Origin of the sequence: Sphingobacterium gobiense (genome assembly GCF_002980575.1) — a bacterium.
Classification (GTDB): domain Bacteria; phylum Bacteroidota; class Bacteroidia; order Sphingobacteriales; family Sphingobacteriaceae; genus Sphingobacterium; species Sphingobacterium gobiense.
In genome coordinates this window covers 1-15,148 of sequence record NZ_PVBS01000005.1, presented here as the reverse complement: position 1 = coordinate 15,148, position 15,148 = coordinate 1, and the positions used below count along the sequence as shown (strand labels likewise).

Genomic DNA, 15,148 nt, shown 5'->3' with positions numbered 1-15,148 from the left:
GAGATTAAATATTTCTTTATTCATCGCTTATCACTTATTCATAATCCAATCCAAAGATTGCTTCTGACAGGCCAATCTCATCGGGTGTGAAAGGAAGCGTATAGTTTAGCCCCATAGTTTCTATCGCCTTGGCAGTAGAATGTCCGATACAAATAATTTTTTGACCAGGGTCGATGAGGTGTTCTTGAAAATATGCTTCTACATTACTAGGGCTTGTGAAAATGAGCACTTCTGCGTTGGTTTTATCAACATTCTCTTGTATCACGGTTTCATATAAGGGCATATCAATAACTTTCGTATTGGACGTAAGTGCGTTTTGAATCGACATTAAAGAATCTTTTGCTCGGGGAATAAAGACCGTTTGGCCATCGACAAGTTTAGCAAACTCTTTTGCAATGTCTTCCGTTTTGATGCCTAAGTTATCTCCTGAAAAGTCAGCAACACGTCCGTGTTTGCGTAATGCGTCTTCCGAACCTCTGCCGAGTACAGCGAGTTTTGTCTTTTTTAAAATCCAAGGTTCTAATTTGAAAAAATGATCAATAGCATTTTTGCTGTTGAAAAAAATCCAATCCGCACGTTTTAAAATAAAAGAATCCAATTTGTTGATAGTTGGATATATCCTTATGAGAGAACGTGCGTCAACCTGAATGTTGTGTTTTACTAAATAACGACCTAAGTAAGAGTTTTCGTCTAGGTCGCGTGTAATGAAAACACTCTTTGGTAGCTTTCTTTCTTTTTGGAATTTGGCGAAAATTCGGTCAGCCATATCATCTGTACTTTCAGCACGCATATATAGGCGATTTGGAAAATCTTCATTGTCTTCTGCAATGGATGTCCAAGCTTCGTATTGTCCGTCTTCTGTTTCGCGACAAAAACAGCCTAAAGGAGCATGACAGCCGCCATCGAATAAATTTAATACTTTTCGCTCTACGGTAATGGTTTTCGCAACATTTTCATCGTGTATTTTCTGCAGAAGTTCAAACAATTCTTTATCTGCTTCCCGGATCTGTACCGCCAACACGCCTTGCGCCGGGGCGGGAATTACTTCGATCGGCGGGATCTCTTCAATGTGAAAGTCTGATAGATCCATTTCAACGCGAGCGATGCCAGCTTTTGCTAAAACGATAGCATCATACTTTTCGTCGCGCAGTTTCTGGATACGTGTTTGGAGATTACCCCGTAAGTCGGTGAACTCTAAGTCTGGGCGCAAAGATAATAATTGAGCCTTACGTCGATTGGATGAAGTGCCGACAGATGCATTGTGTTTCAGCGACAGCCTTTTTTTTATATCGACACAGTCCTTATGGATAATCAGTAGTTCCGATGGATCCTCCCGCTCCGACACCGCCGCAATGGTCAGTCCGGGAGGGTTGACGGTAGGCAAGTCTTTGTGAGAGTGAACAGCCAAATCTATCTGCCCTGTAAGTAACTCTTCTTCTAATTCTTTTGTGAAGAATCCCTTACCCTCTAGTTTGTCCAGCCGTAGGTGCTGAATGATATCCCCTTGGGTCTTTATAATTTTTAATTCGGATTCTACGCCAATCTCTGCGAGCCTTGCCTTAATGAACTCAGCCTGCCATAATGCCAGTTGACTACCCCTAGTTCCAATGATAAGTTTTCTATTCACCGTCTCCTGCTTAAATGGTTTGAAAATGCATACAAACCTAAATAAAATGCTTTGCATTCACGAACCGAATGTTAAATGAGCTCATGCATGCCTTTAAAAATAAGCAAAAATGCATAATGCCATAATATAAATTTACTTGTGAGTAATTCATATTCATATGCAATTGCAATGAAATCGTATCGGCACCATAAAATGAATTTATTTTGCTCTACTCTTCCATTGAAAATATTGTTGGAGTAAATTTAACTAAATAGCTATACAATCCCGACAGTCTTTGTCAGAATTATGGTATATTTTCTGTCTTTGGAAGATTTTTAATTGATTTCCGTTTGGGAATTTTTAACCAAAATCTCTTTAGCCATTACCATGGGTACCTTGATGTATTTCTTCTCCATATAGCTGATGACTTTTTCTAAGACTTCACGTGCTTGAGGGTCGAGATTTTTAAGGTCTTGGGCAAATACCTCATTTAACGCAAATGACCGGATTTCTTTGATCTTTTCAGGCACTTCACGCATGGCAACTTCAACACGACGTTGCTTAATAATCGGTAAAAATTCTTGGATATTTTGTTGGATAATAGCATCCGCACTTTCCAGCTCTGCATAGCGGTCTTGCTTATTTTTTTCGGCAATTGCTTGTAGACTGCTGACTTCGATATACTGGATAGGGAATTGTGCTACTACGTCGGCGTCGATATCATTAGGTATCGCTAAATCAACGATTACTTTTTTATCGGTTTCCCCATTGAGAAGGGATTTATAAAGGTTTATATCGATAATTGCCTCGGGTGAACCTGTACATACAATCATCACATCAAATCCTTTCTTATAATGAGCTAATTCTGATAATGAATAGGCTTCTGCATTCAATTCTCGAGCTAATTTCCATGCATTTTTCAACGTGCGATTGAAAACCACAAAATTCGAATGTTGGTGTTTTTTTAGATATTTAGCTAAGTTTTGATTGGTTTCACCTGAGCCAATGACTAAAATCCGAGGATTAGCCGGTAGTTTGGTCTCTTTAAGTTTACGGTAAGCTAATGAAACAACGGAGATTGGATTACGGGAAATATTTGTATATGTGTATACGTCCTTAGCTGTTCTAACTAGACGATCCATAACTAAGCGCAAATAATCGCCTGTAAAGCCTGCTTTTCGGCATCTTTCATATGCGCGACGTACTTGGGCCAGAATTTCCTTCTCACCAACAACCAAACTCTCTAGCGAACAAGACATACGAAACAGATGAGTCAACGCGTCCATGCCGGAATAACGCGTAACCTGCCCTAAATAGCATTGGAGACGCTCTGCTGGGACACAGAAGTTCATTTGGCCCATGAAATCGGCTACAAACTCATCACTTAACTCATGCGCACCACAAAACACAAACTCCACCCGGTTACAAGTCGCAATATAAAAAATTTCCGGAATATCCAACCTAGTTTTTAGATTGACTAAGCGATCTTCTAACTCTTCGTTGCAGATGACCAAACTCCCCAAGTCTTTTAGTTCGACGTGCTTGTGAGTAAATGCTATTACTTTTAAATTCTTCAAGGCCCAGATCTTGCTCAATAATTTTATCCTTGCAAATGTAGAGTAAAAGCCCTTGTTTTCTGTCAAAAATCTGTCAATACAATGAATTTAGAATGGTTTTAAATAATGTTAATTTCTTGTTAAATTGTTTGATTTACAAATGGTTGTGATTTCAAGATTCGCGAATATGATAAACATCATAATTCCTACGATGAATAAATGACCTGGTACATAAATTTTTCATGACTTTATAATGTCTAGCGTCGACCTGGACGGTGGGAAATAAAATGGGTCTTTAATTTGTCCAATCCGATGTTTTCCTCGGGTTTGTCCAGTTCATAACGCCAAACTTTCATTCCTAAAAGCTCGTCGTTTTCTTTGGGGTGGATAAGATCGAGCGGTTTCAACCGAAACTCTTTATGTAGCGTGGTAGTTGCATTATGCGGTAACATGCTATAGCGCAGAATTTGTATTTCAAAGTTTGGCCATTTGCTAACGTTTGTGAAATTAGCCGTATAAAACTGAATGAAATCTCTGGCGGATATTTTTTCTGCGAATATACCAGTACGTTTTGTACTATTAATTTCGTTTGCGGTTATCAAAATATCATAAGAAGTATGATTGATAAAGAAAAATTTAGCAAGTCCATCCCTTTGTTCTCCTGCTATACCTAGGTAAATGCCACGTTCTACAAAGGGAGGTGGGACAGTAGTGACTTGTGCTTTTTCCACCTCATCGTCATCGCGGCGCATATTTCCGTGTACCAATGTGATCTTATTGGCAGGAACAGGAATCTCAAAACCAGAATTATCCGTTACACCGATGATATCGTTGTCTTGAAAAGAAGTTATGTGTCCTTCAATGGGTTCGTCTACAAAACGAACAAAATCTCCGATTTTAAATTTCATCTTACTATTTATTGAAGCTTTTAATATTTTTATATAATTATATACTTAGTTTTTTTCATGGTTGAGGAGTGCCCAGCGTGGTCTAAATAGCAAAGGGTTCAACAGTTTGTTTTTGTAAAAGTTCATAGTAGGAGGAGCCTGGAATAAGCTTTGCACCTAAAGACGCTAAATGTTCGCTGTATATTTGGCAATCAATTAAATCGAAATTAAATTCTTTACAGAGATAAATTAAAGCCAGCTTAGAGGTGTTGGGCACATGTGAAAACATGCTCTCACCACAAAATATTGATCCTATCTGTATTCCGTAAAGTCCTCCCACCAGTATTCCGTTTTTGTCGTATGTTTCTATACTGTGCGCGTAACCCAATTCATGTAGACGGATATAAGCTTCTTGCATATCCTTTGTGATCCACGTTCCTTGCTCATCCCTTCGCTTTGTGGATGCGCATTTATCTATGACTTCCACGAAAGACGTGTTGTGCGCCGTGTGGAAAGAAGAGTTGCGTATAAGTTGGCGCATACTCTTTGTTACTTTAAGTTCTTTCGGATTGAGTACAAAACGCTCCGGTGGCGAATACCAAAGAATAGGTGTCTCATCAGAAAACCAAGGAAAAATGCCATGCTGGTATGCTAATAACAAACGTTCGACGCTTAAATCTCCTCCAACGGCGAGCAGGCCATCGTCGTCCGCCAACGCGGGATGAGGAAAAACGAGGCGATCATTCAAAGCATAAGGCATAGAGAGGTGTTATCAACACTGATTAATCAGGCTGTCTGGGTTCCTTACTTATTTTTTCAAATAATTTGTCCATGTGCTCGACGTATTCGTTGGTGTCGTCCAAGAAAAATTCCAACTCGGGAACTATCCGCGCCTGATTTTTAATTCTAATACCCAATTTATAACGTATTTCACTAATCTTACTTTGAATCTGCTTTAAACTTTCTTTAGCTGTCTTCGTATTTAAAAAACTCAAATATATACGAGCGATTGCCAAATCCGGTGTAACTCGTACTTTTGTTACGGTTATAAAAGCTCCTGGAGCCCAAGAATTGCCATCTCGTTGAAATAGCGCTGCAAGATCCTCTTGAATAACGCCCGCAAACCGTTGCTGTCTTTTGCTCTCTGTTCCCATATCTTATATTGTTTTTGGTATTGTCCTTAATAACAAAGGTACTACATAATTTATAAAAAAAGCGTATCACCCCTCTCTGTGATACGCTTCAGAACAAAATTAGTTTATAAGTGGTCAGCCGTATTTCGTTTCAAGTTTTAAGACCTTCGTCTATCAAATTTAGTTTGTTAGCTTGGTAAAATAAAGTGTGAGTATTAACTCACTTGCCTTTATTTTGTTATTCCATTTCCCCTTTGTGTTTACAAACATAGGGATATAAATTATTCACACAAAGACATTTTTTAAAAAAAAGTGAGTGACCACTTATTTGATCGAAACGATTGTGTTTTTTAACGGAGCAAATTGACCTTATGTTTATTGGCTAAGAATCGATAAATTTGTGACAGAAATTAGTAAATAAAAAGAGAGCTTCAAGAAGCTAAGAGGATTTGTAGGAGAGGAAATACTTGTTGTTCCGGTAAAAACGAAATTGAATGAAAATTTGGCAGAAGAACATTAATGTAGATTCCTTTGTGGAAGCGTTTACTGTAGGCAACGACAGGGCAATGGACTTACATTTAGCTGCAGCAGATGTGTTAGGCTCATTGGCACACACTCAAATGTTAAATAGTATAAACTTGTTGAGTGATGAGGATCTAGATGTCGTTCAAAAGGAATTAAAGCAAATCTATCGCGATATTTCAGTCGGAAATTTTGCGATAGAGGATTCGGTGGAAGATGTGCATTCCCAGGTTGAGATGCTACTGACGCAGCGTGTGGGAGAAGCGGGAAAGAAAATCCATTCAGGAAGGTCTCGCAACGATCAGGTTCTGGTCGATCTCAAATTATATTTTCGTTCTGAAATACAACATTTGGTACAACGAACGGATATACTTTTCCATAAACTTATCCAATTGAGTGAACAACATAGACAGGTATTGATTCCTGGTTATACACATTTACAAATTGCAATGCCTTCATCTTTCGGCTTATGGTTTGGAGCATACGCTGAAAGTCTGGTGGATGATCTGGAAATGTTAAAAGCGGCATGGAAGGTGTGTAATAAAAATCCATTGGGTTCCGCTGCTGGGTATGGTTCTTCGTTTCCGCTTAACCGTAAATTGACAACCGAATTATTAGGCTTTGATGATTTGAACTATAATGTAGTCTATGCACAAATGGGGCGAGGGAAAACAGAACGTATATTAGCGCAGGGAATGAGTGCTTTAGCTGCTACGTTAGCCAAATTTGCGATGGACGTATGTCTGTTCATCAATCAAAATTTTGGCTTTATATCGTTCCCAGCTCATTTGACCACGGGATCTAGTATTATGCCGCATAAGAAGAATCCAGACGTGTTTGAATTGATACGCTCGCGTTGTAATAAGATTCAAGCGCTACCGAACGAAATCGCGTTAATGACGACAAACCTGCCGTCGGGCTATCATCGGGATTTACAATTATTGAAAGAAAATCTTTTCCCTGCCTTCCAATCCTTAAGTGACTGTTTGGAAATTACGGCTTTTATGCTGGAACATATTTCGGTAAAAGAGCATATTTTGGATGATCCTAAATATGATTACTTGTTTAGTGTGGAAGTAGTAAATAATGCGGTATTGCAGGGGATACCATTTCGAGAGGCTTATCGTCAGATAGGCTTAGATATTGACAACGGAACATTTCAGCCTTCAAAAGAAGTACGCCATACCCACGAGGGGAGTATAGGTAACCTTTGTAACGATGAAATTTCACGGATGTTTAATGAAGTGAAAGCTGAGTTCGGCTTTGAGAAAGTAGAGAAGGCTTTGGAAGATTTGTTAAAATGATAGGAACGGCGATCCAATAATCGCCGTTCCTGTTTATCCAGCGTTTTTGACCAACTCGATTTTAGTTTCCATTTCTTTTACGATGGCATCGACATCCGCAGTGCTTCCGGATGATTCGAAGCGGATAAATCCTTCTTTGTCAATCACCACTTTGTGCGGGATTCCCTTTACGCCATAGGCCGTAGTTGTCGCTTTATCGCGGTCTTTCATTTCATCAAATAATACGTGGAACGTGTACTTGTTATCGTCGATAAATTTGTTGACCTCTTCTACGTAGTTCTCTTCACGCTGCCAGGTATCGATAAAAAGAAATTCGACTTCTTTGTCCTCTTTAAACTTGTTTACGGCCGCTTGCATGCCCGGAAAGGACGTGACGCAAGGCCCACACCACGTCGCCCAAAAATCCAATACAACCACTTTGCCTTTTAGGTCAACTAAGGAGACCGTTTCGCCTTCTCGGTTCACCAAAGAAAACAGAGGGGCTTCCTTTTTGATCATTTGGGATTTGTATTTTGCCGTCAAAGCCTCGCTGATTTCGCTGTCCAAAGATGACGTGTATTGCTCAAAATCACCTTTACCACTGTTCAGCTTCCCATATATCGGCGTTATTGCCTGATATAAGACGACATTATCTGAAGACCTTCCGGATTTAACCATAGCGTTGTGCAATACCAGGAATGCGTCTAAGTCTTTGCCTTGTTTTTGCAGACCTTCTGCCAGTAAAGCGGTATTGCTCGGCAAGGTGTGTCCAGAATCGAATAATTGCTGCGCAATTTTTACAGATTCATCGTTCTTTCCGGCTTTCATCAGCACTTTGGCATACAGTGCTGCGGAGCTGTTGTAGTTCCGCTTCGCGGTATATGTAGGGTTTTCTTCTTTTTGGGTTGTTTCCAATACCGTTGCATTCTTTTTATAGGCAGATGAAGCGATAGGTAGCGCCCTTTCATATTGCCCGGATTCGAATAAATCCTGTGCGATAAGAGTTCCGTCAACGCCTGCTTCTTTGTCAAGATATGTCGTTATTTTGTCGTATTCGCCATCTTTGATAAGCCTTCTGGCCATTCTTTGTGCAGCCTGGCTATAGTAGGTCATGATACTGAATCCATAATCTGCCTCGCCAGTGTTTAATTTCTCGAAATATGATTTCGGGAATTTTTTCTCCCAATCGGCATATTTTCTTTCCAATTGTTCGGCAGTCAGCGATTCGTCGTCGATGAATGCCTCGAAAGCATCTTTTCTGGCTTGGATTCCCCGCGGAAATTTCTTTGTTATACTGCTTTTTGTTTTGTCGGCTTCCTCTTTTTTTCCGAGATAGTTGTACAGGCTTGCAGCCATCAGTACAAACATTTCGTTTTTGGAGCTTGCCATGACACGAGCTTCTTTTTCCGCTAGTGCTTTGGAGTCGTCATCGCCCTTTTGCAGCAGCATATTGACTTCTTTCACTATTTCGTCCAACGTAGTTCCTTTTTTAGCGGCTATTTGAGCATTCACTGTTTGGAACACGAATACAAGACCTAACATTGCAAGGATTAATAATTTTCTTTTCATGGATTATATTCTATAAGATATTTTAAAAAGAACAGGCTTGTTTTATTTGACAAGACTAAACTTATAAATCGTTTCTGACTCAAATACTTGCCCCGGCTCCAATACCGTGGATGGAAACTGTGGATGATTAGGACTATCTGGATAATGTTGCGTTTCGAAACAAAAAGCTGATCTGGACGAATATTGACGTCCGGATTTTCCGGTATCTTTGCGGGAAAGGAAATTCCCAGTGTAAAGTTGTATCCCCGGTTCTGTGGTGAACACCTGAAGACGAATTCCCGAATTCGGGGAATAGGCAGATGCGGCCACTTGTGAAATCGGTTGGCGATTTACGAATGTATGGTCATAGCCGTTGCCGTGCTTTAATTGCACCTCGTCATTGTCGATATCTTGTGATATTTTCTTGGGCGAGCGAAAATCAAATGCAGTGCCATATACCGAAGCTTCACTATCCAATGGTATCTGATTTTCATCAATAGGCAGAAAATGGCTGGAGGGAAGATGTAAGATGTGGCTGAGTACATCGCCTTGCCCTTCACCATCCAAATTGAAATAGGCGTGATTAGTGAGATTGATGACTGTTTTTTTATCTGTTTCCGCTTTATATTTTATAACAATTTCATTGTCGTCTGTTAATTCATAAGATACGGTGACCTTCAAATTTCCTGGAAACCCTTCTTCGCCATCCGGTGAGACATAGCAAAAATCTATTTTCTTTTTGAAAGATGTTCGTCTGTCCCAAACCTTGGCATGGAATCCCGATGGGCCACCGTGTAAACAGTTGGGGCCATTATTTTGTTGTAATGTATATTCTTTATCATCTAAATGAAAGCGGCCATTGGCAATGCGGTTAGCGAAACGACCTATGGTAGCGCCATGATATTGTTCGTTTGCTTGCAAATATTCGTGGATAGAATTAAACCCCAATACGACGTCCCGAAGATTCCCGGCCTTATCCGGAACCAGAACACTAACAATACGTGCACCGTAATCTGTAAAGGCTACCTGCATCCCTGTGCGATTCTTTAAGATAAAAAGATGTGTTTTTTTTCCATTAATTTTGTGTTCAAAATTTCGATAATCCGGAAGTGAATAGATATCCATGATATATAGGGTTTACACCGTAAATATAAGCAATTAGCTTGATAAGCTCAAATAAAGCGGAAAGTAACTATATCCTAATAAACCTTATCTTTGTGGCAAACGTAAAACGTATACTTTACATGAATTGGAAACAGTTATTATCTACAAAACGTTGGGGGTACGAGCATCGTGAAGTGAGTGACCAGATTGATGCGCGTTCAGAATTTCAACGAGATTATGATAGATTGATATTTTCTTCACCTTTTAGACGATTGCAAAATAAAACGCAGGTTTTCCCTTTGCCCGGAGCAGTTTTTGTGCACAACAGACTAACCCATAGTCTGGAAGTAGCAAGTGTGGGACGATCGTTGGGACGTCTTTTTTATAATATTATGAAAAAAGAAAATCCAAACATAGATCAAGAATATCCGTTTCTGCAAGAAGTAGGCAATATCGTTTCCGCAGCCTGTTTATCGCATGATCTGGGCAACCCCGCTTTTGGGCACTCGGGTGAGGCGGCCATTTCTTCCTATTTTACGGAAGGAAAAGGTCAAGTATACAAACAACTCGTTAGTGTCGAAGAATGGGCAGATTTAACACATTTTGAGGGTAACGCTAATGCATTGCGTATATTGACACATGCTTTCAATGGGAAAGATGAAAAAGGATTTGCTTTGACATATGCGACACTGGCTTCTATTGTCAAATATCCTTGTTCCGCTATTGAGGGGCATCTGAAAAATAACCATCATCGTAAGAAATATGGTTACTTCGATACAGAAACAGCAGCGTTCCGAAAAATTGCCAAGGAGCTGGGATTGAAAGCAGATCCGACGAATCCAAATGGGTATTTGCGACATCCATTGGTATATTTAGTAGAAGCCGCCGATGATATATGCTATAATATTATAGACTTGGAAGACGCCCATCATCTAAAAATACTCTCTTATACAGAAGTAGAGGAGCTATTATTGCCGCTGTGTGGAGGAGAAGACTTGCGACACCGACTCGATGCTCTAGCAGACACGGGTAGTCGTGTAGAGCTCCTGCGCGCTAAAGCAATCAATACTTTGATTCACGGCTGTGCGTCGGTATTCGCCAAAAATCAAGATAGATTTTTGGCAGGTACGTTTGAGACGCCACTGGTGGATGCGTTGGATAATAACATCGTGGCGCAAATGAAGAAGATTTCGGCGATATCGGTAGCCCGTATCTATAACGCGCCGACCGTAGTGCAAATTGAAGTAGCAGGTTTTAAGGTAATGAATGCGTTGTTGGAAGAGTTTATTCCGCCCTATTTAAAAGAAGACAAAGGACATTTTGATAAAAAAATAGTAGCGATGATTCCCGATCAATTCCATACAGCACAAACCGATACATATGCCAAAATTCGAGCTGTATTGGACTATGTGTCGGGAATGACGGATATTTACGCTGTGGATTTGTACCGGAAAATAAAAGGTATATCCATCCCATCATTGAAGTAATTTTAGATATATAATTAAAATAAGGGCTGAAGCGTTAAGATGAAAGTTGTTATAGCAGAGAAGCCGTCTGTGGCTAGGGATTTGGCTCGTGTGATGGGAGCCAAGGAGGTGAAAGACGGATATATTACAGGCAATGGTTATGCTTTTACCTATGCCTTTGGTCACCTTATACAGCTGTGTACACCGCAGGCGTACGGATACGCCACATGGTCAGTGTCTAATCTGCCTATCATACCACCCGAATTTCGCTTAGAAGTGAAGAAAGTAAAAAGAGATGGAAAGCAGATAGACGATGCTGGTGCGAAGAAACAATTGAATACGATTAAGCAATTAATTTCGCAGGCAGAAGAAATCATTGTGGCGACGGATGCGGGACGTGAGGGAGAGTTGATTTTTCGGAATATATACTATTATCTTAATGCGAAAGCCCCGTTTAAAAGACTTTGGATTTCTTCCCAGACAGACAAAGCGATCAAAGAGGGTTTCGCCAACCTAAAAGACGGAAAAGAATATGATAGCCTATACATGTCTGCTAAATCAAGGGCAGAATCCGATTGGTTGATAGGTATAAATGCTACGCAAGCACTGACATTGGCCGCTGGAAACAGAGGGCTTTTGTCGTTAGGACGGGTACAGACACCAACGTTGGCGATGATTTGTTCACGATATGTAGAGAACAAGAACTTTAAACCGCAAGCTTTCTTCAAGATACAGGCCGGCTTTGAAAAAGACAATATCAAGTTTAAGGCAACGTCCAATAAAATAGATAAAAAGGAAGAAGCGGAAGCAGCTATAGCAAAGCTCGCTATCGGAACGGAAGCAAAAGTGGTAAAAGTAGAGGCTAAGGAAACCAAGGAGCAACCCCCCCTGCTATTCGATCTGACATCTTTGCAGCAAGATGCCAACAAAAAATACGGATATTCGGCTGATCAAACATTGAATATTGCACAGACATTGTATGAAAAAAAGGTTATCACGTATCCGCGTACGGGATCTCGTTATATAGGAGAGGACGTATTTGAAAAGATTGAAGAACTTTTTCAACATCTTGCGGATACTGCAGGAGAAGAAATCGCTTCCATAAGCCGTAACCTCATTGGCGCAAGATTGAATAAACGCTCCGTTGATGATAAGAAAGTGACGGATCATCACGCCTTATTGGTTACGGACGAGAAACCAGGGCCGATGCCGAAAGAGCAGCAACAGATCTATAATATGATAGCGAAGCGTATGGTGGAGAGTTTTTCGGATGTTTGTTTGAAAGATATTACAACCGTTACAATTGATGCACAAGGAGTGGAGTTGATTGCCAAAGGAACTGTTATTAAACAATATGGCTGGCGTCTATCGGCTGAGCAGGTAGATTTACCCGATGACGAAAAAAATACGGACGACCACGACAACGAGAATGCGCAATTGCCTAAATTGTCAGCAGAAGAGCTACTCGAAATTTTGTCGCTGGAATTGTCAGAACGCTTTACAAAAGCTAAGCCTATCCATACCGAAGCATCGCTTTTAAAAGCGATGGAAACCTCTGGTAAAGAAATTGAAGATGACGAAATGCGCCAAGCTATGAAAGATTGTGGTCTGGGGACACCGGCTACACGAGCAGCGACCATAGAAACACTTTTTCAACGGGATTATATTAAACGAGATAAAAAGAAGCTTATACCGACAGAAAAGGGACTTGCGGTTTATCGGTTAATTAAGGATCGCTCGATAGCTAAGGTTACACTAACAGGAAAGTGGGAGCAGAAGCTAGAAGAGATGCGGGCCAATAAAGTATCGTACGATGTTTTTATGAAGCATATTAAGGATTATACCTTGAAAATCACGAAAGAATTGCTCCAATTGCGCGTGACGATACAGCAGGAAGAAATAAAACCTCAACAAAAAGGAAAAATAAAATGTCCGAAATGCGCATCAGGGAATATACTTTTGTATGATAAAGTGGCGCAATGTGACCATTATGCCCGTGGCTGTGATTTTAAGATTTGGCGTACATTAAATGGGATGTTTCTAGAGGAAAAAGAGATGAAAAATCTCTTGGAGAAAGGAAGGACTTCTATGTTAAAAGGTGTGAAAAACAAAGATGGTAAACAAGTTGATGCGGTACTTTTGTTCAAAGATTTTAAGGTGATTGTGGATGGTGCATAATTAACTTCAAACCCCTACCTTTGTTTTTATTATGGCATCAAGACTTTATAATCCATTCGTCGCATTTAAGTTCGATAATCAAGCGTGTTTTTTGACCGGAGAAAAGCTTCGGACCCCAGAGGAAGAAGTTCAAGTGTTTCCTGTATGGATGATGCGGGCATTCGATCTGGAAGAAAAGCCTTTTAAAATGTTGGATGAAAATCTCGTGACCTATAAATCGCTCAAATTACCTTGTTCTGTTGGAGTTGCCCAAGCGTTCGAGCAGATAGAGAACGATGTAGAAAGAGCTATGAAAGTGGGGTATAAGGAAGTAAAAAATCTAGATGAAAAAATGTTGTTTCAATGGATAGGGAAGATTTTATATGGCGTTGTTTTCAACGAGATACAGGTCGGGATTCGACAGGCAGTACATAGTGGAGAGGAGATGAATTTTTCTCAAGCGTTGGTACATAAGTTCCGAAATCTACACTTTATGTTGCAGTCACTCGTTGTGCCCATGGAATTTGAGCATGTCAATCCATTTAACATACAAGTGTTTCCCATAGATAACGCCCCCGAAACCTTCTTGTACAGAGATGAGATTAATACTTTGGTTTTTTCTTTACGCATGAGAGATTTTGGTGTTATAGCGACTTTGCAGGACAATGGTACGAATGCTATTTATCATGAAGAGACTTTAAATCACGTAAAAGGACATGTTTTACACCCCATACAATTCGAAGAAATCTGTGCGCGGTATTTCTATTCCGCTTATTTATTTAATCGTTTGCCAGAATATACCTTTATGGAAACGCCTGAAAAAGTGTATGTAGAGCCTATGGCTTTAAATGATTGGACATTGAAACCTATTTTTGATAATTGGCAGACCAAAACGTATGGGCAAGTGTTGGAGAATTTCTGGAAACCATGGGGCTACACACTTTTTGAAATTATAAAGAATCCGGAACAACCAATGACGTTTCTTTTTAACAATGAAAATAAGCTTCCGGAAATAGTAGGTTTGGTGAAGGCATAGTTTTTCTGTACTTTTAAAGTAAACAAAGGAGGAGTTATGAAGTGGTGGTTGTTTGCTTTCCTGTTAAGTGTTACATGCGGAATGTTATTCGCACAAGCGTCTAGAGACTCCCTTATTGTATATGATGTAGACACACATGCGCAGTTTAAGGGGGGTATTACTGGGTGGAACCTATTTGTTCGTGATAATCTTGATATTCGTGATCTTGTCAATTCAATGGATAGTACGGCGTACGTGGATTATGGGCTTAAACAAACGGCTATAATAGAATTTACCGTATGCGAAGATGGTGTTGTCTGTGATATTGAAATTGTGAATAAGGATAAAATAAGTCCGGAATTTGCTGAAGAAGCTTTGCGTGTGATGAATAGATCGCCAAAATGGACACCAGCGTTAAAAAATGGAAAGGCTGTTCGTACACGATTTAAGCAATCTATTGTCGCGGTTTTGTAGTTTTCAAAAACTATACTCCAGATTTCCAGTGTTTTGGATTGTTTCCGGCGAAAAAGGGCTTTCCGTCCTTGCGGGATAGGGTCAGAATCCCTACCTTTGCCCCACTCCGCGAGGGAGGGATGCGGTCCTTAGGGACCCGGGAGCAGGAAGGGGCGGGAATAAAAAAAATATTTTTTTTCTTTTCTGAAAAACTTTCCTACCTTTGCAGTCCCTTCGGAAACGGAGGAAAAAACAAGATAGAGATTCCGTGCTTTATTAAGGTACGGTTCAGATAGCCGAAGCGCGAAGCGGAGGTGCAGAAGTTCTTTAAGATAGATGATCATGTAGCGCAGCGAGTACCCTTGATGGGGGAAAGTTGTAAGATAAGAGACAATTTTTTCGGTCCGGGCCGTACAGT

The 15,148-nt window shown here is 40.2% G+C and carries 13 protein-coding genes; 5 read left to right on the top strand and 8 right to left on the bottom strand.

The features are described from left to right. Nucleotides 1–34: 34 nt before the first annotated feature. From hemC to rbfA, 5 genes are all read right to left on the bottom strand, one after another. Entirely contained in the window at nt 35–1,627 is a 1,593-nt protein-coding gene (gene hemC, locus C5749_RS17575; protein ID WP_105727739.1) for a hydroxymethylbilane synthase, read from the bottom strand. Nucleotides 1,628–1,941: 314 nt separating this feature from the next. Next, nucleotides 1,942–3,183: a glutamyl-tRNA reductase gene (hemA, locus tag C5749_RS17570; RefSeq protein WP_105727738.1), complete on the bottom strand. Its 1,242-nt coding sequence runs from the start codon at nt 3,181–3,183 to the stop codon at nt 1,942–1,944. Between the two features lie 236 nt (nt 3,184–3,419). Next, complete coding sequence (locus C5749_RS17565) at nt 3,420–4,070, bottom strand: hypothetical protein (RefSeq protein ID WP_105727545.1); 651 nt, start codon at nt 4,068–4,070, stop codon at nt 3,420–3,422. Nucleotides 4,071–4,152: 82 nt separating this feature from the next. Continuing rightward, nucleotides 4,153–4,809 (bottom strand): leucyl/phenylalanyl-tRNA--protein transferase, encoded by a 657-nt coding sequence (gene aat / locus C5749_RS17560; RefSeq protein ID WP_105727544.1) that lies wholly within the window; start codon nt 4,807–4,809, stop codon nt 4,153–4,155. A 22-nt stretch (nt 4,810–4,831) separates the two neighbouring features. Then, nucleotides 4,832–5,203 carry a 30S ribosome-binding factor RbfA gene (rbfA, locus tag C5749_RS17555; protein WP_105717681.1) on the bottom strand — a complete coding sequence of 124 codons (372 nt, stop codon included), beginning with the start codon at nt 5,201–5,203 and terminating at the stop codon, nt 4,832–4,834. A gap of 473 nt (nt 5,204–5,676) precedes the next feature. Here rbfA and argH point away from each other — a divergent pair, with 473 nt between their 5' ends. Continuing rightward, the gene (argH, locus tag C5749_RS17550; protein WP_105727543.1) at nt 5,677–7,008 is read left to right on the top strand and encodes an argininosuccinate lyase; all 1,332 of its coding nucleotides are present in this window, start codon (nt 5,677–5,679) and stop codon (nt 7,006–7,008) included. Between the two features lie 33 nt (nt 7,009–7,041). Here argH and C5749_RS17545 read toward each other — a convergent pair whose 3' ends face one another. Together C5749_RS17545 and C5749_RS17540 are read right to left on the bottom strand one after the other, a co-directional pair. Then, nucleotides 7,042–8,556 (bottom strand): peroxiredoxin family protein, encoded by a 1,515-nt coding sequence (locus C5749_RS17545; RefSeq protein WP_105727542.1) that lies wholly within the window; start codon nt 8,554–8,556, stop codon nt 7,042–7,044. 42 nt (nt 8,557–8,598) lie between these two features. Next, a complete protein-coding gene (locus C5749_RS17540; protein WP_105727541.1) occupies nt 8,599–9,660 on the bottom strand; it encodes an aldose epimerase family protein in 1,062 nt (353 codons plus the stop codon). 119 nt (nt 9,661–9,779) lie between these two features. Between C5749_RS17540 and C5749_RS17535 the strand changes: the two genes are divergently transcribed. The 4 genes from C5749_RS17535 to C5749_RS17520 are packed head-to-tail and all read left to right on the top strand — an operon-like array spanning nt 9,780 to nt 14,751. After that, nucleotides 9,780–11,126, top strand: a complete 1,347-nt coding sequence (locus C5749_RS17535; RefSeq protein ID WP_105727540.1) for a deoxyguanosinetriphosphate triphosphohydrolase — start codon at nt 9,780–9,782, stop codon at nt 11,124–11,126. A 39-nt stretch (nt 11,127–11,165) separates the two neighbouring features. After that, on the top strand, nt 11,166–13,283 hold the full coding sequence (locus C5749_RS17530) for a type IA DNA topoisomerase (protein ID WP_105727539.1): 2,118 nt from the start codon (nt 11,166–11,168) through the stop codon (nt 13,281–13,283). A 31-nt stretch (nt 13,284–13,314) separates the two neighbouring features. Further along, nucleotides 13,315–14,298, top strand: coding sequence for a hypothetical protein (locus tag C5749_RS17525; protein ID WP_105727538.1), 984 nt, complete (start codon nt 13,315–13,317; stop codon nt 14,296–14,298). A 36-nt stretch (nt 14,299–14,334) separates the two neighbouring features. After that, nucleotides 14,335–14,751, top strand: coding sequence for an energy transducer TonB (locus C5749_RS17520; RefSeq protein WP_105727537.1), 417 nt, complete (start codon nt 14,335–14,337; stop codon nt 14,749–14,751). A 128-nt stretch (nt 14,752–14,879) separates the two neighbouring features. Here the strand turns inward: C5749_RS17520 and C5749_RS19765 are convergent. Next, a partial coding sequence (locus C5749_RS19765; protein ID WP_219848028.1) for a hypothetical protein occupies nt 14,880–15,148 on the bottom strand: 269 nt, incomplete at its 5' end.

Coding starts and splice junctions, on each gene's coding strand:
- rbfA (WP_105717681.1), bottom strand. CDS start 5,203: ATGGGAACAGAGAGCAAAAGACAGCAACGGTTTGCGGGCGTTATTCAA.
- C5749_RS17540 (WP_105727541.1), bottom strand. CDS start 9,660: ATGGATATCTATTCACTTCCGGATTATCGAAATTTTGAACACAAAATT.
- C5749_RS17525 (WP_105727538.1), top strand. CDS start 13,315: ATGGCATCAAGACTTTATAATCCATTCGTCGCATTTAAGTTCGATAAT.
- C5749_RS17565 (WP_105727545.1), bottom strand. CDS start 4,070: ATGAAATTTAAAATCGGAGATTTTGTTCGTTTTGTAGACGAACCCATT.
- C5749_RS17520 (WP_105727537.1), top strand. CDS start 14,335: ATGAAGTGGTGGTTGTTTGCTTTCCTGTTAAGTGTTACATGCGGAATG.
- C5749_RS17530 (WP_105727539.1), top strand. CDS start 11,166: ATGAAAGTTGTTATAGCAGAGAAGCCGTCTGTGGCTAGGGATTTGGCT.
- C5749_RS17535 (WP_105727540.1), top strand. CDS start 9,780: ATGAATTGGAAACAGTTATTATCTACAAAACGTTGGGGGTACGAGCAT.
- C5749_RS17545 (WP_105727542.1), bottom strand. CDS start 8,556: ATGAAAAGAAAATTATTAATCCTTGCAATGTTAGGTCTTGTATTCGTG.
- aat (WP_105727544.1), bottom strand. CDS start 4,809: ATGCCTTATGCTTTGAATGATCGCCTCGTTTTTCCTCATCCCGCGTTG.
- argH (WP_105727543.1), top strand. CDS start 5,677: ATGAAAATTTGGCAGAAGAACATTAATGTAGATTCCTTTGTGGAAGCG.